A 15,395-nucleotide genomic window follows, 5' to 3' on the forward strand; every position below is an offset into this window, starting at 1 on the left:
CTACGAGGCCCGTGCCCGGCATCGTGCCCGCTTCACCGCTCCCCCACACTGTCCGCACCTCGGCCGCACCCCGGACACGGGCCTGATGGAGCATTCCTGAGGGGTGACGGCGTGAGACGATCGCCTCGCGGCGCGGTGGGCGCCGTGGTGCGGGGCGGCTGCCGTCCGGCGCCCGAGAGCGACCAAAGGACTCCGTGCCATGCGTTCGAACCTGTTCGATGCCTCCAACCAGGAGCGCCAGACCAACGACCGATGGGCGCTGCAGTCCAACAAGATGCTGCGCTGCTCGCTCACTCCGGACGCGCCGGAGATCATCTCCGCCTCCGGGGCGATGGTCGCCTACCAGGGGCAGATGGACTTCTCGTACCAGGGCTCCGGCGGCGGCATGAAGCTGCTGAAGAAGATGGCCACCGGCGAGGGCGGCAACATGATGCGCACCCGCGGGCAGGGCGAGATCTTCTACGCCCGTCAGGCCAATGAGATCTTCCTGATCCAGCTCGAGGGCGAGGCCCTCACCCTGAACACCAAGAACATGCTCGCCTTCGACAGCTCCATCCAGTGGGACATCAAGTCCCTCGGCGGCGCGGGCTTCATGGCCGGGGGCCTGTTCAACCTGTTCCTGCAGGGCCAGGGCATGGTCGCGGTCACCTCCGACGGCCCGCCGATGCTGCTGGACTGCTCCCAGCAGCCCACCTACGTGGATCCCCAGGCCGCGGTGTGCTGGTCGGCGAACCTGCAGCCGCAGATCAAGAACGACTTCAAGATGGGCTCGCTGATCGGCCGCGGCTCCGGCGAGTCCTTCCAGCTCGCCTTCCACGGCCCGGGCTTCGTCGTGGTCCAGCCCTCCGAGGGCATCCCGGTGGTCAGCGGTTCCTGACTGCCCGCACCGCGGCGTCATGTCTACGATGTTCCGGTGATCTCCACCCCGCCTCAGGCCCTGGTCGACGAGCTCGATGCTCTCGGACCACTGGGCCGACGGCGCGCGGCGACGTCGGCGGCGCGCATGTTCGCCGCCGACGTCTCCACCGCCACGCCCGTGATCGATCCCGTGCCGCTGGTCCTGGATGCCGATTCCTGGTCGGTGCTGTCCACGGGCCTGATCCAGCGGGTGCGGCTGCTGGACGCCCTGTACGGGGATCTCTACGGCCCGCGCACCGTGCTCGGCACCGACGTCGCCCCGGCCGCACAGCTCCTCCAGGATCCTGCGTACCTGCGCTCGGCCGTCGGGATCCCCGCTCGCGGGAACCATCATCTCTTCGCGCTGACCAGCACCGTCACCCGCACCGCCGAGGGGTCATGGGTGGTCCTCGAGGACTCCGTGGACGTGCCCGGAGGCGCCGGCACCACCCTCGAGCTGCGGCGGGTCCTCTCCCGCTGCGCGCCCACCCTGTACCGCTCCACGCCGCTGCGCCGCCTGCATCCGTTCTTCGATGCCCTGCGCACCTCGCTGCATCAGCGCACCCGGTCCGACGGCCGCGCCGGCCGCACTGTGGTCCTGACGGATGAGTCCGAGGACCCGATGCGGGGATTCGACCACAGCTGGCTGGCGAACCTGCTGGGCGCCCCGATGGTCTCCGCCGGGGATCTGCGCACCGGCTCCGGCTCCGTCACCCTGCGCCTGCCCGGTCTGGATTCCGATCCCGGTGATGCGGTGGACGCCGTGCTGCGCCTGGTGCCCTCACAGCTGCTGGACCCGTTGGACCTGGGCCCGACCCCGCTGGGCGGGGTGACCGGCCTGGTCGAGGCCGCCCGCTGCGGCGACGTGGAGATCTTCAACCCGCTCGGCGCCGGACTGCTGGAGAACCCGGATCTGCGCTCCGCGCTGCCGGACCTGTGCCGGCAGATGCTCCATGAGGACCTGCTGCTGCGCCCCGCCGATCCGGAGGCCGCTGGTGCCCGGTGGCTGAGCCTGGACCCGCGCGGCGGCGACGCCCTCGTCGAGCGGCCGGTGCGGATCCAGCTGCTGGTGATGGGCACGGAGGACGGCTACGAGGTGCTGCCCGGTGGGATCGCCACGACCTCCGATGACGGACCCCCGGCGCTCAAGGATGTCTGGGTCACGGTCGCGGAGACCTCTCCGGTCGCTGACCCGGCACCGCCCGCGGAGAACGTCGCCGAGCCGCGCACCGCCGCCCGGACCCGCGGGATGCTCAGCGCGTATCCCGCGATGACCCGGTCGATCGGCTCGGACCTGTTCTGGTTCGGCCGCTATCTCGAGCGGGTGGATTCCACCGCCCGCCTGCTGCGGACGGTCCTGGACACCGTCAACGACCTGGATGCGGAGCACAGCCCCGCCGCCCGCACCGCCCAGGCCGTGCTGCTCGAGGCGGTCACCGAGGCCACCACCACGTACCCGGGCTTCCTGGATGTGGAACTGCAGGACCGTGAAGAGGTGCGCACCGAGCTCGAGAGCCTGCTCACCGACCTGGCGCGGCCCGGCTCCCTCGCCCAGTCCTACACCGCGCTCGCCCACACCACCCGCACGCTCAGGGATCTGATCTCGGATGACGTCTGGCCGGTGATCGCCCGCATGCGCCAGGAGGTCCGGGCGCTGGGCGGCCCGGACCGTCCGCCGCTCGAGCAGGGGCTGACGGACATCGTGGACGGCTGCCTGACGCTCTCCGGCGCGGTCGCCGATTCGATGCCGCGGAACCTGGGCTGGGATCTCACCGAGGTGGGGCGCAAGATCGAACGCGCCATGAGCCTGCTGGCGCTGCTGCGGGCCACTCTGGGTCGGCGCCGTGTACGCGCCGCTGAGGTGCGGGTCGCCGGTGCCGTCGCGCTGATCACCGAGTCCGGCGCCTCCTACCGGCGCTCCTACCACGCCGCCGTGCAGCCGGAACTGCTGCTGGAGCTGCTGCTGAACGACCCGACGCTGCCCCGTTCGATCGCCTTCCAGCTCGAGCGGCTGGGGATGGCGCTGGACAGGCTGCCGGAGGTCACCCCGTCTCCCGAGCTGCGGGCCCCGCTGATCGCGCTGCGCTCCCGGATCGGTTCCTGGGAGGCGCGCGAGCTGCTGCGCCCGGTCGCTGACGCCGACGACTCCGCGAGCGCCCCGACCGCGCTGCTGGAGGAGGTCGATGCTGCGATCGACCTGCTGCGGGAGCTCGCGACCGCCCTGGAGAACCGCTTCTTCCGTCCTTCTGAATCCACCTCACGATGGGGTATCGACGATGTCTGAGCATGACCAGGATGCGAAGCGCCTGCGACCGCTGATCCCGTTGCGGGACGACGAGGCGGGCGCTGCCGAGCCCGTCCACTACCGCGTCCACCACCTGACGTCCTATCGGTACGCCAAACCTGTCTCGCGCAACTACGGCCGCGCCCATATCGAGCCGCGCGCCACACCGCATCAGAGGGTGCTCTCGCACGAGGTGGTCGTGGACCCGGCCCCGGCCCGCCTCACCGCACACACCGACTTCTACGGGAATTCCTCGACCTATCTGCTGGTGGACACCCCTCATGCGCAGCTCGACGTCCACTCTCACGCCCGCGTCACCGTCGCGGAGCGCCGCTATCCGATCGAGCCGATGTCGCGCCCCTGGGAGCAGTGCACCCCGGAGCACTGGGGCTCGCTGCTGCCGGATTCCGGCCTCGACTTCGTCCACCCCTCCCCGCGCATCCCCGCAGGCACCGCGGCGCAGGAGATCTCCGCCGAGGTGTTCACCCCCGGCCGCGCGATCGGTGAGTGCCTGTCCGATCTCACGGCGCTGATCCACACCGACTTCACCTACGACTCCGCCGCCACGACCGTCTCCTCGACCCTCGAGGAGGTGCTCGCCGCCCGGCACGGCGTCTGCCAGGACTTCTCGCACGTCGGGCTCGCCGCGGTGCGCGCTGCAGGGCTCGCGGCCCGTTATGTCTCCGGGTATCTGCGGACCGCGCCGTCGGCCGGCGGGGTGCTGGGCACCGAGCCGGTCGGGGAGATGGTCGGCTCCGCCGCCTCCCATGCCTGGCTCAGCGTGCTGGTCCCCGGAACCGGCTGGGTGGACATCGACCCCACCAACCGCGCCTTCGTGGACCAGCGCTTCGTGACCACCGCCTGGGGCCGGGACTACGCGGATGTGCCGCCGCTGAAGGGCATCGTGGTGGGACCGCCCGGCGCCAGCAGCACTCTCGCCGTCGCCGTCGGAGTGGTGCCCGAGGCACCGGGCGCCGGCAGCCCGGAGTGAGTCGCCGGAGTGAGCCTGGGCACCTCTCGCCGCACGACGAGCAGGTCCCGGGATGGCGACTGCCGAAGGAGCGCGCTCGACTGTCCGGTCAGGCGTAGCCTGACCGCCGGTAACCGGACGGTGCACGTCATGCAGGGCCCGGTCGCCGTCCCCTGCCACCTCCTGGAGACCTTCCCATGAACGTGCCCGCGCCCGCGGACCCCACTCCTGCCGCCACGCCCAGCGCGCCGAGCCCCGTGATCCCCACGCCGAAGGCACTGACGACCGCGCTCGAGGATGCGATGTACGCGAAGGCCACCGCACCGTGGAGCCGGATGTTCCTGCAGACCCTCACCGGGGGCGCCTTCATCGCCCTGGGATTCGTCTTCATGGTCACCACCCAGCAGGGGATGGGCGACTGGCCGGTCGGCATCGCCAAGCTCATCGGCGGCACCGTCTTCTCCGTCGGCCTCGGGCTCGTGGTGATCAGCGGCTCCGACCTGTTCACCGGCACCACCCTGACGTTCATGCCTAGGCTGTCCGGACGGATCTCCACCGGTCGGATGCTGGGCCACTGGGGGATGTCCGCAGGCGGCAACCTGCTCGGCGCCCTCCTCATCGCACTGCTGATGCTCGGCGCCGGGACCCATGCGACCAACGGGTCCGCCTGGGGGCTGATCGTCCTGGACACCACCCGGTCCAAGCTCGATCACGACTGGCACCAGGCCTTCTTCCTGGGGATCCTCGCGAACCTCGCCGTCTGCCTGGCCGTCTGGGTCGCCACCGCCGGCAAGACCGTCACGGACAAGGTCCTCGGCGTGGCCGGGCCCATCGCCCTGTTCGTGGCCACCGGCTTCGAACATTCCGTGGCCAACATGTTCATGCTCCCGATGGGACTGCTGATCAAGACCTTCGCTGGCGACTCCTTCTGGCAGGGCGAGGCGATCCAGGCAGTCGGGACGTCCCTCGAGGACTACTCCTCGATCACGGTCGGCGCCGCGATCTGGGACAACATGATCCCGGTGGTCCTGGGCAACATCGTGGGCGGGGCGGTGCTGGTCGGCGCCTACTTCTGGGCGACCTACCGCCGAGGAGATGCTGACCTGGCCAGGAGCTGACCCGCGACGTCAGGCCGCTCACAGTGGCCCGGGTCCGGGCGAATTTCGCGTATAGAGTGGTGCGGAAATCTGCGCAGAGCGGAGTCGGCGGATGACGTCGCGACCGCTCCGGACCGCATCCGACCCGGCGCCACCGCGCCATGAGACCGAGGTGAGATGTCCTCCTCCCAGCAGCCCTTCCGTCTGGCCGTGATCGGCTCCGGCCCCGCCGGCGTCTATGCCGCTGAGACCCTGCTGCGCTCTGCGCCGGTGAAGAACGGTGAGCTCCAGGTCGCGATCGACCTGTTCGATCGCCTCCCCGCTCCCTTCGGGCTGATCCGCTACGGCGTCGCCCCGGATCACCCGCGCATCAAGGGGATCATCACCGCGCTGCATCGGATCCTGGGTCGCGGTGACATCCGTTTCCTCGGCGACGTCGAGTTCGGCACCGATCTGACCATCGAGGACCTGCGGACCCATTACGACGCGGCCATCTTCGCCACCGGCGCGCTCAAGGACGCCGAGCTCTCGGTGCCCGGCGTCGAACTCGCAGGCTCCCACGGCGCCGCAGACTTCGTGGCCTGGTACGACGGCAACCCGGACTATCCCCGCACCTGGGAGCTGGACGCCGAGTCCGTCGCCGTGGTCGGCAACGGGAACGTCGCCCTGGACGTCGCCCGCGTGCTCTCCAAGACCGCGGATGAGCTGCTGCGCACCGAGATCCCCGCCAACGTGTACGAGGGCCTGCAGGCTGCGAAGACCACCGACGTGCACGTCTTCGGCCGTCGGGGACCTGCGCAGACCAAGTTCTCCCCCCTCGAGGCGCGCGAGCTGTCCCACCCGCGGGGTCTCCAGGTCGTCATGGATCCGCGCGACATCGAGCAGATCACCGAGGCCCAGTGGGAGACCATCAAGGCCGACAAGCGCACGGACCAGGTGGTCCAGACCTTCGTGGGCTGGCTCGAGGAGCAGCAGCGCCGCGAGGCCGCCGGTGAGGAGCCGACGGACCGCGAGGGCCGCCCGGTCCAGCGCCGCCTCCACATGCACTTCTGGCACCGCCCCGTCGAGATCCTCGGCGAGGGTGGCGACGGAGGACGAGTCACCGGCATGCGCTTCGAGCGCACCCAGCTGGATGAAGAGGGCAACCTCGAGGGCACCGGCGAGTTCGTGGACTACGAGCTCGGCGCGATCTACCGGGCCGTCGGGTACCACGGCTCCGAGCTGCCCGGCATCCCCTACGACGCGAAGCGCGGCGTGATCAGCAATACCGCCGGCCGTGTCACCGCTGCCGAGGGCGATGTGCTGCCCGGCCTCTACGCCAACGGCTGGATCAAGCGCGGCCCGGTGGGCCTGATCGGCGCGACCAAGTCCGACGCCATCGAGACCATCGCCAGCCTGCTCGAGGACATCGAGTCCGGTGTTCTGCACTCCGCGCCCGAGCGTGACGGCGACGCTGTCCTGCGCCTGCTCGAGGACCGTGGCGTGCCGTACACGACTTGGGACGGCTGGATGGCGCTGGACGAGCACGAGAAGGCGCTCGGCGCCGCCGCGGTCGACGCCGACGGAGAGCCCCGCGCCCGGATCAAGGTCGTCGAGCGCGAGGAGATGGTGCGCGTCTCCCGCGACGCGGTGAACCAGCCCTCGCACGCCTGACCAGCACCACAGCACCACCGGCCACCACGAGGAGCCGGGACCGTCGCCTCGACCCGGCATCGGTCCCGGCTCCTCGTCTCCCACCTCACATGCGCGGGACAGCACCCCTGACGACCCCTATTCTGTAGTGAGCATTCCACTACTGAGAGGTCCCCCATGCGCACCGTGTCCTACGACCGCTTCGGCGAGCCCGCCGACGTCCTGCAGACCCGCGAGGTCGACGCCCCCTCCCCCGCCGCAGGCGAGGTTCTGCTGCGGCTGGTCCTCAGCCCCATCCACCACCACGACCTGTGGACGATCCGCGGCACCTACGGCGTGCGCCCTGAGCTTCCCGCGCAACCCGGCAGCGAGGCCGTCGCGGTCGTCGAGCAGCTCGGCGAGGGCGTGGACACCGTCGCCCCCGGGGACCGGGTGGCGGTCACCGGCGTCCCGTGCACCTGGGCGGAGCTGTTCACCGCGCCCGCCGGGGCCCTGATCCCGCTGCCGGCGGAGCTTCCCGACGAGGCCGCCGCCCAGCTGGTCGCCATGCCGTTCAGCGCCCTGTCCCTGCTCGAGCACCTGGACCTTGCCCCCGGCGAGGTGCTCGTGCAGAACGCCGCGACCGGGGCCGTCGGCCGTCTGGTCGCCCAGTTCGCACGGGGCCGCGACCAGCGGGTGATCAGCCTGGTGCGCCGCAGCAGCGGCATCGAGGAGCTGGCCGCACAGGGCATCGGCGACGTGGTCGCCACCGACCAGGAGGACTGGGAGCAGCAGGCCCGCGCCCTGATCGGCGACGCGCACGTCGCCGCGGGACTGGATTCCGTGGGCGGCGAGGCCGCGGGGCAGGTGGCCTCCCTGCTCGGCGAGGGCGGGCGCCTGGTCGTCTTCGGCGCGATGGGCGGCACCACGATGGCGCTACCCTCCGGCCCGATCATCTTCCGCGACCTGAAGGTCGAGGGATTCTGGGGCGCGAAGGTCTCCGCGCGAATGAGCCCCGAGATGCGGCGCGGGCTGATCACCGAGATCATCACCCGGCTGCTCACCGGCGAAGTCACGCTGCCCACGGCCGGCACCTTCGCTCTGGACGAGGTGGTCGGCGCCGTGTCGGCGACGCTCACCGATGGCCGACAGGGCAAGGTGCTGCTGCGCCCCTGATCAAGCCATTGCCGGAGCACATCGTCCCGGCCGCACGCAGGAGGCAGGACCCCGACGGGATCGATCCCGTCGGGGCCCTCCGTCACGCATAGGCCGGCACCGAGCCTCCGGCAGGCGACGTTCAGTCGTCGCTGACGGTGACCGTGACCGGGATGTTCCCGCGGGTGGCGTTCGAGTACGGGCACACCTGATGGGCGGCCTCGGCGAGGGCCTGGGCGGCGTCGTGGTCCAGCTCCGGAATGACCACCTCGAGCTCGACGGCGAGCGAGAAGCCCCCATCCCCCTCGGAGCCGATGGTCACGCGGGCGCCGACGCTCGAGCCGTCGATCGCGATCTTCTGCCGGCGCGCGACGGACTGCAGCGCGGAGTGGAAGCAGGCGGAAAAGCCGGCGGCGAAGAGCTGCTCGGGGTTCGCGCCGTTCCCGCTGCCGCCCATCTCGGCGGGGATTGCCAGATCCAGGGCGAGATCGGCGCCGACGACGTCGACGTGTCCGTCGCGGCCGCCGCCGGTGGCGAGAGCTTCGGTGGTGTAGAGCGGCTTCATGGAGTGTCCTTGTTCTCGAGATGGGAGAGGGCGACGTCGAGGGCGGCGAGCGCCGCCCCGTGATCCACCCGGGCCATGGCCAGCGCGCTGATCAGCAGCGAGACGCAGGTCTCCACCAGGCGCTCGCGGTCCGCGGGCGTGCGGTGGGGGCGCTGGGCCGCGGCGCCGCGCGAGAACGCGGCGTGCAGCTCGGCGCGATAGGCGCGCACCACCTCGGCGATGGTCCCGTCGCGGGCGATACCGGAGCAGGCGGTGTTCACCAGCAGGCAGCCGTCGGCGGGGGTGCGGCCGGTCGGGTCCGCGAAACGTTCGCGGGCCGCACGGAAGTAGGCGACGAGAGCATCGGGAGCGATCGCCGGCGCGCGCAGCGGAGCGAGGCCGGGGCGCACCACCTGGTCGAGATAGTCCTCCAGAGCGGCGTCGAAGAGGCCGCGCTTGGAACCGAAGGCGTGGTAGATGCTGCTCGCGCTCAGGCCGGTGGCCTGCTGGAGGGTCGCCATGGAGGCGGGTTCGTAGCCCTCGCGCCAGAACACGTCGCGCGCGGCGCGCACCGCCTCGTCCCGATCGAAAGCTGCCGGTCGCCCCATGATCCCTCCCGAAGTGCTCGCGCCCGTCCGTGCATCCTGTCGCCGATCGCACCGGGAACCGGGGCGACGGGCGACGTGGCACCCACTATAGTGGAGCAATCACTTCACAATACCCTCGGAGGTTCCTTTGATCATCCTCGGTTCCGTGCTCGCCCTGGCCGCCGCCGCCCTGCACGTCGCGATCTTCGCCCTCGAGTCCCTGCTGTGGGGCACTCCGCGAGCCGCCGCCGTTTTCGGCGAGCAGAGCCCGCAGGAGGTCGCCGCGACGAGGCTGATGGCCCTGAACCAGGGCTTCTACAACCTCTTCCTCGCGGTGCTCGCCGCGCTGGGGGCCGTGCTGCTGCTCGCGGGCACGACGGCGGTCGGGGCGGCGCTGGCCCTCGCGGGCACCGGCAGCATGCTCGCCGCGGCGCTGGTGCTGCTGCTCGCCTCCCCCGCCCATCGCGGGGCGGCGCTCAAGCAGGGCGCCCTCCCGCTGCTCGCGGTCCTCGCCCTGACGGCGGGCCTGGCCCTCTGAACCCCAACCCCGGATCCCCCACCTCCTGACCCCAGGACGCGGCGCAGGCTCGAGCGCCCGGTCACACAGGCGAGCGCAGGCTCGAGCGCCCGGTCACGCAGGCGAGCGCAGGATTGAGCGGGCGAGCGGGCGGTGATCCAGCGCCGAACCGTTCAGCGCCGGATTCCGGCCAGGAAGTCCCCGATCCGGTCGATGGCGTCCGCCAGCACCTCGACGGACGGCAGGGTGACCAGTCGGAAGTGGTCATGCGTGGGGAAGTTAAACCCGGTGCCCTGGGTGACCAGCAGCTTGCGGGCGCGGAGCAGGTCATAGGCGAACTGCTCGTCGTTGTCGATGCGGTACATCTCCAGATCGAGCTTCGGGAACATGTACAGCGCACCCTGCGCCTTCTGCACCGAGACGCCGGGAATCGCGCTCAGGCCCCCGTAGGCGACATCGCGCTGCTCGCGCAGCCGGCCGCCGGGCAGGATCAGCTGCTGGATCGATTGCTGGCCGCCCAGCGCCGTGGCCACGATGTGCTGCGCGGGGACATTGGGGCACAGGCGCATATTGGAGAGCACGTCCAGGCCCTCGATGAAGCTCGCCGCGTGGTCCTTCGGGCCGTACAGCGCCATCCAACCGGCCCGGAACCCCGCCACCCGATAGGCCTTGGAGAGGCCGTTGAAGGTGATCGAGAGCAGATCCGGGGCGAGCGATGCGATCGGGGTGTGGACGACGTCGTCATAGAGGATCTTGTCGTAGATCTCGTCCGCGAGGATCATCAGCCCGTGCTTGCGGGCGACCTCGAGGATGTCTCGCAGCACATGCTCGGGGTACACCGCGCCGGTGGGGTTGTTGGGGTTGATCACCACGATCGCCTTGGTGCGCTCGGTGACCTTGTCGGCGATGTCGGTGACATCCGGCCACCAGTGCTCGTCCTCGTCGCATCGGTAGTGCACGGCGCGGCCGCCGGCGAGCGAGACGGAGGCGGTCCACAGCGGATAGTCGGGCTGCGGGACCAGCACCTCGTCGCCGTCGTCGACCAGGGCCTGGCACACCATCTGGATCAGCTCGGAGACGCCGTTGCCGAGGTAGACGTCCTCGAGCCCGATGCCGGGCATGTTCCGGGTCTGGTAGTACTGCGCGACCGCTCGACGAGCAGAGGGGATGCCCTTGGAGTCGGAGTAGCCCTGTGCGGTGGGCAGGTTCTTGATCATGTCGACGAGGATCTCGTCGGGCGTCTCGAAGCCGAACGGCGCGGGGTTTCCGATGTTCAGCTTGAGGATCTGGTGGCCCTCGGCCTCCATGCGAGCTGCCTCTGCGGGGACCGGTCCTCGGATCTCGTAGCACACGTCGCGCAGTTTCGAGGACTGGGTGAAGATCATTCTGGGGCTCCTGGCCTTCTCGGGTGTGCGACAGCGTAGCGCTCACGATGACAGGAAGTCGGGCGCGGGCACTTGACGAGACGGCTTTAATTTCATAGTTTCAGTAAGGCCGTGTCGCAGAGGACGTCGCACCGTCGCCACGACCGCCCCTGGAGGCCGCAGTTGTCCGCTCATGAGATCCCCGCCGATCACCCGGTGCTCGCTCCCCGCCCCGGTGCGACCCACCGTCTCCACCTCACCGCCTCCGGTGTCTCGGTGGTCCTGGATGTCACCGATGGGCGGGCGCCGACGATCGCCCACTGGGGCGCGGCGCTCGGTGAGCTCGGTGAGGCAGGGCTCGATGCGGTGTGCGAGAGCGCCGTCGACGTCGTCCCTCAGAACGCGGTCGACGTCCCGGTGCGGATCGGGATCATTCCCCAGCAGAGCGACGGCTGGATCGGCCGGCCCGGCCTCAGCGGCTCCCGTCCGGACGGCTCCGGCTGGAACCCCCGGCTCATCACCGAGAGCATCGCCCTGGGCGGCACCCCGATAACAGCCGCCCACTTCGAGACCGGCGCCGGCACGGTGCGCTTCGTCCTGACCGACGCCCTGCTCGGTCTCGCACTCCGCCTCGAGGTCGAGCTGCTCCCCTCCGGGCTGCTGCGGATGCGCGCCACTCTCACCAACACCGCAGAGACCCCGTATTCGTTGGCGGAGCTGACCCTCACCGTCCCGGTCCCGGCAGATGCCGAGGAGCTGCTCGACTTCGCCGGTCGCTGGGCCAAGGAGCGCACCCCGCAGCGCTCCGCGTTCACCGTCGGCACCCACCTGCGCGAGAACCGCCGCGGACGTACGGGACCCGACTCCGCACACGTCCTGCATGCCGGCCGTCCTGGTCTCGGCTTCCGCCACGGCGAGGCGTGGGGCGTGCACACCGCCTTCTCCGGCAACCACCGCCACCTCGCCGAGCAGATCAACACCGGCCGACGGATCCTGGGCGGTGGCGAGCTGCTGCTCCCGGGCGAGCTCCACCTCGCCCCTGGGGCGGAGTACGCAGGCCCCTGGCTCTACGCCTCCTACGGCGAGGGGCTCGATGCCGTCGCCTCCCGCTTCCACCGCCATCTGCGTTCCCGCCCCCAGCACGTGGACACCCGCCGGCCGGTCACCCTGAACGTCTGGGAGGCGGTCTATTTCGATCACGATCTGGATCGGCTCAAAGACCTCGCCGAGCGTGCAGCGGCGCTCGGCGTGGAGCGCTTCGTGCTGGATGACGGCTGGTTCGGCTCCCGTCGCGATGACACCTCCGGGCTCGGCGACTGGGTGGTCTCCGACGACGTCTGGCCCGACGGGCTCGGGCCGCTGATCGACCACGTGCGAGGGCTGGGCATGGAGTTCGGCCTCTGGTTCGAGCCGGAGATGGTCAACGAGGACTCCGACGTCGCTCGCGCCCATCCCGAGTGGATCATGGCCTCCTCCCTTGAGCGGATGCCCCTGGAATCACGGCACCAGCAAGTGCTGAACCTGTCTGTCCCCGCCGCCTTCGCCCATGTCCGGGACCAGATGATGGCGATCCTGGACCGGTACGAGATCGGCTACCTCAAGTGGGACCACAATCGTGACCTGCTGGAGGCTGCGACCTCGCAGACCGGCCGGGCCGCGGTGCATGAGCAGACCCTCGCCGCCTACGCCCTGATGGATGCGCTGAAGGCGGCCCATCCGGGCCTGGAGATCGAATCCTGCTCCTCGGGCGGGGCCCGCGTGGACCTCGAGGTGCTCGAGCACACCGACCGGGTGTGGGTCTCGGACTGCATCGACCCGCTGGACCGCCAGCAGATGAACCGCTGGACCTCGCAGCTGATCCCGCTCGAGCTGATGGGCAGCCACATCGCCTCCGGCCGCTCCCACACCACCGGGCGCCTGCACACCCTGGGCTTCCGGGCGCTGTCCGCGCTGTTCGGCCACCTCGGCATCGAGTGGGACCTGGCGCGGGCCACGCCCGCCGAGCTGGCGGAGCTGCGGGAGTGGATCGCGCTGTACAAGGAGCAACGGGAGCTGCTGTTCACCGGTGAGCTGGTGCGCGCGGACCGCGGCGACAGCGTGCTGTGGCTGCACGGCGTCGTCTCCCCGGGACAGGAACGGGCGCTGTTCACCCTCGCCGCCGTCGGCCGCTCCGACCAGTCGCAGCATGAGCGGCTGCGCTTCCCGGGACTCGATCCCGAGGCCCGCTATCGGGTCCGCCCGCTGCTGCTGGGCGAGCGGCCGACGGGCCTGACCCTGCCGCCGTGGTGGCGCCGCGCCGAAGAGGAAGACGGCCTGGTGCTCCCGGGCGCCGTGCTGCTGCGCTCGGGCCTCGCGGCCCCGCTGATCGATCCCGAACAGGGACTGCTGTTCTCCCTCACCCGGGAGAGCACCGGCTCCCCGACGACTCATCCCTGATCACCCGCTCTCTCCATAGGAAGAAGGCAGCACATGTCCACCGCGACGACGTCGACGCGGCCGGCCCCACCTCGCCGCAGACGGCAGGACGACACGAAGCTGGCGCTGCTGTTCATCGCGCCGGCCACCGTCGGCCTGCTGGCATTTCTGGTATGGCCGCTGCTGACCGGCATCTATTACTCCTTCACGGAGTACACCACCCTCAGCCCGCCCGAATGGGTCGGCTTCACGAACTACCAGGCGATGTTCGCCGATCCGGTGTTCTGGAACTCGCTGAAGGTGACCATCCTGTACGTGCTGATCAACATCGGCGTGCAGACGGTCGTGGCGCTGGTGATCGCGGTGCTGATGCAGCGCCTGACCCAGTCCACGATCCTGCGCTCCCTGGTGCTGGCGCCCTACCTGGTCTCCAACGTGGTCGCCGCGATCGTGTTCCTGTGGATCCTGGACACCCAGCTGGGCATCTTCAACATCTTCCTGCAGTGGATCGGCTTCGACCCGATCGCCTTCTGGGCCAGCGAGACCTGGGTGATCCCCACCGTCGCGCTGGTGAACGTGTGGCGCCACATGGGCTACACGGCGCTGCTGCTCTTCGCGGGGCTCCAGGCGATCCCCGGGCACCTCTACGAGGCGGCCCGCACCGAGGGCGCCGGGGAGATCACGCTGTTCCGCCGGATCACGCTCCCGCTGCTGCGGCCGATCCTGGCGCTGGTGCTGATCATGACGATCATCGGCAGCTTCCAGGTGTTCGACACCATCTCGGTGACCACCCAGGGCGGTCCGGCCGACGCCTCCCGCGTGCTGCAGATGTACATCTACCAGAACGCCTTCGCGGAGTACCAGTTCGGCTACGCCTCGGCTCTGTCCGTGGCACTGCTGGTGATCCTGATGGTGGTCACCTTCACCCAATACTGGCTCACCAACGCCGGCAAGTCGGACCTGGACTGAGAGGAGGAGAGACATGACCACAGCACCCCATCCCGTCACCGACGAGGTCCGCGAGCCCGGCCCGGCCGGTCAGCAGATCGCCGATCGGCACGTCACCCGCGCCAAGCGCGGCATCCCCTGGGGCAGGATCCTGGCCTGGGCCGCGATGGTGATCTTCCTGCTGATCACCATCTTCCCCTTCTACTGGATGCTGCGCACCGCGCTGTCCAGCAACAACGCGCTGGCCACCGACCCGGGCAGCCTGCTTCCCGTCGGCCTGAACACCGGCGGCTTCGAGCGCGTCTTCGGCATGCAGGACGTGGAGACCGCGATCTCCCAGGGTGGCTCCGGCGCCTCCATCAACTTCTGGCGCTACCTGCTGAACTCCGTGGCCGTCGCGACCACCGTCACCATCGTGCAGACCTTCTCCTGCGCCATGGCGGCCTATGCCTTCTCCCGCCTGCGCTGGCGCGGCCGCGAGACGGTGTTCCTGATCTTCCTGGGGTCGCTGATGGTCCCGCAGATCTTCACCCTGCTGCCCAACTTCATCCTGATCAAGAACCTGGGGCTGGTGGACACCCTGCTCGGCATCATGCTGCCGACGCTGTTCATCTCCTCCTTCGCGATCTTCTTCTTGCGGCAGTTCTTCAACAACGTCCCCCGCGAGGTCGAGGAGGCGGCCCTGATCGATGGCGCGAGCAAGGTGCGGGTGTTCTTCACCCTGATCCTGCCGATGTCCAGCGCACCGCTGGCTACGCTCGCGCTGCTGACCTACATGACCGCCTGGAACGAGTACTTCTGGTCGCTGATGGTGTCGTACACCGATCAGTCCCGGGTGCTCACAGTCGCGCTGGGCGTCTTCCGTGCCCAGGCGCCGGGCACCGGACCCGACTGGTCGGGCCTGATGGCCGCGACCCTGGTCGCCGCGGCGCCCATGCTGATCCTCTTCGCCCTGTTCGCGAAGAAGATCGTCAACTCCATCGGCTTCAGCGGAATCAAGTGAGGC

General features: G+C 70.0%; 13 protein-coding genes. 10 read left to right on the forward strand and 3 right to left on the reverse strand.

The window, feature by feature from the left end:
• The first annotated feature begins 199 nt into the window (after window positions 1–199).
• From ACT3T9_RS01345 to ACT3T9_RS01370, 6 genes are all read left to right on the forward strand, one after another.
• Window positions 200–877, forward strand: coding sequence for an AIM24 family protein (locus ACT3T9_RS01345; protein ID WP_441443826.1), 678 nt, complete (start codon window positions 200–202; stop codon window positions 875–877).
• Window positions 878–913: 36 nt separating this feature from the next.
• The gene (locus ACT3T9_RS01350; protein WP_441443827.1) at window positions 914–3,181 is read left to right on the forward strand and encodes a circularly permuted type 2 ATP-grasp protein; all 2,268 of its coding nucleotides are present in this window, start codon (window positions 914–916) and stop codon (window positions 3,179–3,181) included.
• The gene (locus tag ACT3T9_RS01355) at window positions 3,174–4,172 is read left to right on the forward strand and encodes a transglutaminase family protein (RefSeq protein ID WP_441443828.1); all 999 of its coding nucleotides are present in this window, start codon (window positions 3,174–3,176) and stop codon (window positions 4,170–4,172) included. The genes ACT3T9_RS01350 and ACT3T9_RS01355 overlap by 8 nt, the downstream gene beginning before the upstream one ends.
• 176 nt (window positions 4,173–4,348) lie before the next feature.
• A complete protein-coding gene (locus tag ACT3T9_RS01360) occupies window positions 4,349–5,269 on the forward strand; it encodes a formate/nitrite family transporter (protein ID WP_444599072.1) in 921 nt (306 codons plus the stop codon).
• A 156-nt stretch (window positions 5,270–5,425) separates the two neighbouring features.
• Entirely contained in the window at window positions 5,426–6,901 is a 1,476-nt protein-coding gene (locus ACT3T9_RS01365; protein ID WP_444605795.1) for an FAD-dependent oxidoreductase, read from the forward strand.
• Between the two features lie 156 nt (window positions 6,902–7,057).
• Window positions 7,058–8,035, forward strand: a complete 978-nt coding sequence (locus ACT3T9_RS01370; protein ID WP_441443831.1) for a zinc-binding dehydrogenase — start codon at window positions 7,058–7,060, stop codon at window positions 8,033–8,035.
• A gap of 121 nt (window positions 8,036–8,156) precedes the next feature.
• Here the strand turns inward: ACT3T9_RS01370 and ACT3T9_RS01375 are convergent, their stop codons facing one another.
• Together ACT3T9_RS01375 and ACT3T9_RS01380 are read right to left on the reverse strand one after the other, a co-directional pair.
• Complete coding sequence (locus tag ACT3T9_RS01375; protein ID WP_441443832.1) at window positions 8,157–8,579, reverse strand: organic hydroperoxide resistance protein; 423 nt, start codon at window positions 8,577–8,579, stop codon at window positions 8,157–8,159.
• Window positions 8,576–9,166: a TetR/AcrR family transcriptional regulator gene (locus tag ACT3T9_RS01380; protein ID WP_441443833.1), complete on the reverse strand. Its 591-nt coding sequence runs from the start codon at window positions 9,164–9,166 to the stop codon at window positions 8,576–8,578. The genes ACT3T9_RS01375 and ACT3T9_RS01380 overlap by 4 nt, the downstream gene beginning before the upstream one ends.
• Before the next feature lie 127 nt (window positions 9,167–9,293).
• Between ACT3T9_RS01380 and ACT3T9_RS01385 the strand changes: the two genes are divergently transcribed.
• Window positions 9,294–9,683 carry a DUF1304 family protein gene (locus ACT3T9_RS01385; RefSeq protein WP_441443834.1) on the forward strand — a complete coding sequence of 130 codons (390 nt, stop codon included), beginning with the start codon at window positions 9,294–9,296 and terminating at the stop codon, window positions 9,681–9,683.
• 152 nt (window positions 9,684–9,835) lie between these two features.
• Here the strand turns inward: ACT3T9_RS01385 and ACT3T9_RS01390 are convergent, their stop codons facing one another.
• Window positions 9,836–11,047 (reverse strand): pyridoxal phosphate-dependent aminotransferase, encoded by a 1,212-nt coding sequence (locus tag ACT3T9_RS01390; RefSeq protein ID WP_444605796.1) that lies wholly within the window; start codon window positions 11,045–11,047, stop codon window positions 9,836–9,838.
• A 162-nt stretch (window positions 11,048–11,209) separates the two neighbouring features.
• Here ACT3T9_RS01390 and ACT3T9_RS01395 point away from each other — a divergent pair, with 162 nt between their 5' ends.
• The 3 genes from ACT3T9_RS01395 to ACT3T9_RS01405 are packed head-to-tail and all read left to right on the forward strand — an operon-like array spanning window position 11,210 to window position 15,392.
• Window positions 11,210–13,462, forward strand: coding sequence for an alpha-galactosidase (locus ACT3T9_RS01395; RefSeq protein WP_444605797.1), 2,253 nt, complete (start codon window positions 11,210–11,212; stop codon window positions 13,460–13,462).
• Window positions 13,463–13,495: 33 nt separating this feature from the next.
• On the forward strand, window positions 13,496–14,410 hold the full coding sequence (locus ACT3T9_RS01400; protein WP_444605798.1) for a carbohydrate ABC transporter permease: 915 nt from the start codon (window positions 13,496–13,498) through the stop codon (window positions 14,408–14,410).
• A 13-nt stretch (window positions 14,411–14,423) separates the two neighbouring features.
• Window positions 14,424–15,392 (forward strand): carbohydrate ABC transporter permease, encoded by a 969-nt coding sequence (locus ACT3T9_RS01405; protein WP_444605799.1) that lies wholly within the window; start codon window positions 14,424–14,426, stop codon window positions 15,390–15,392.
• Window positions 15,393–15,395: the final 3 nt, after the last annotated feature.

Source organism: Brachybacterium sp. AOP29-B2-41 (assembly GCF_052378395.1).
Lineage (GTDB): Bacteria > Actinomycetota > Actinomycetes > Actinomycetales > Dermabacteraceae > Brachybacterium.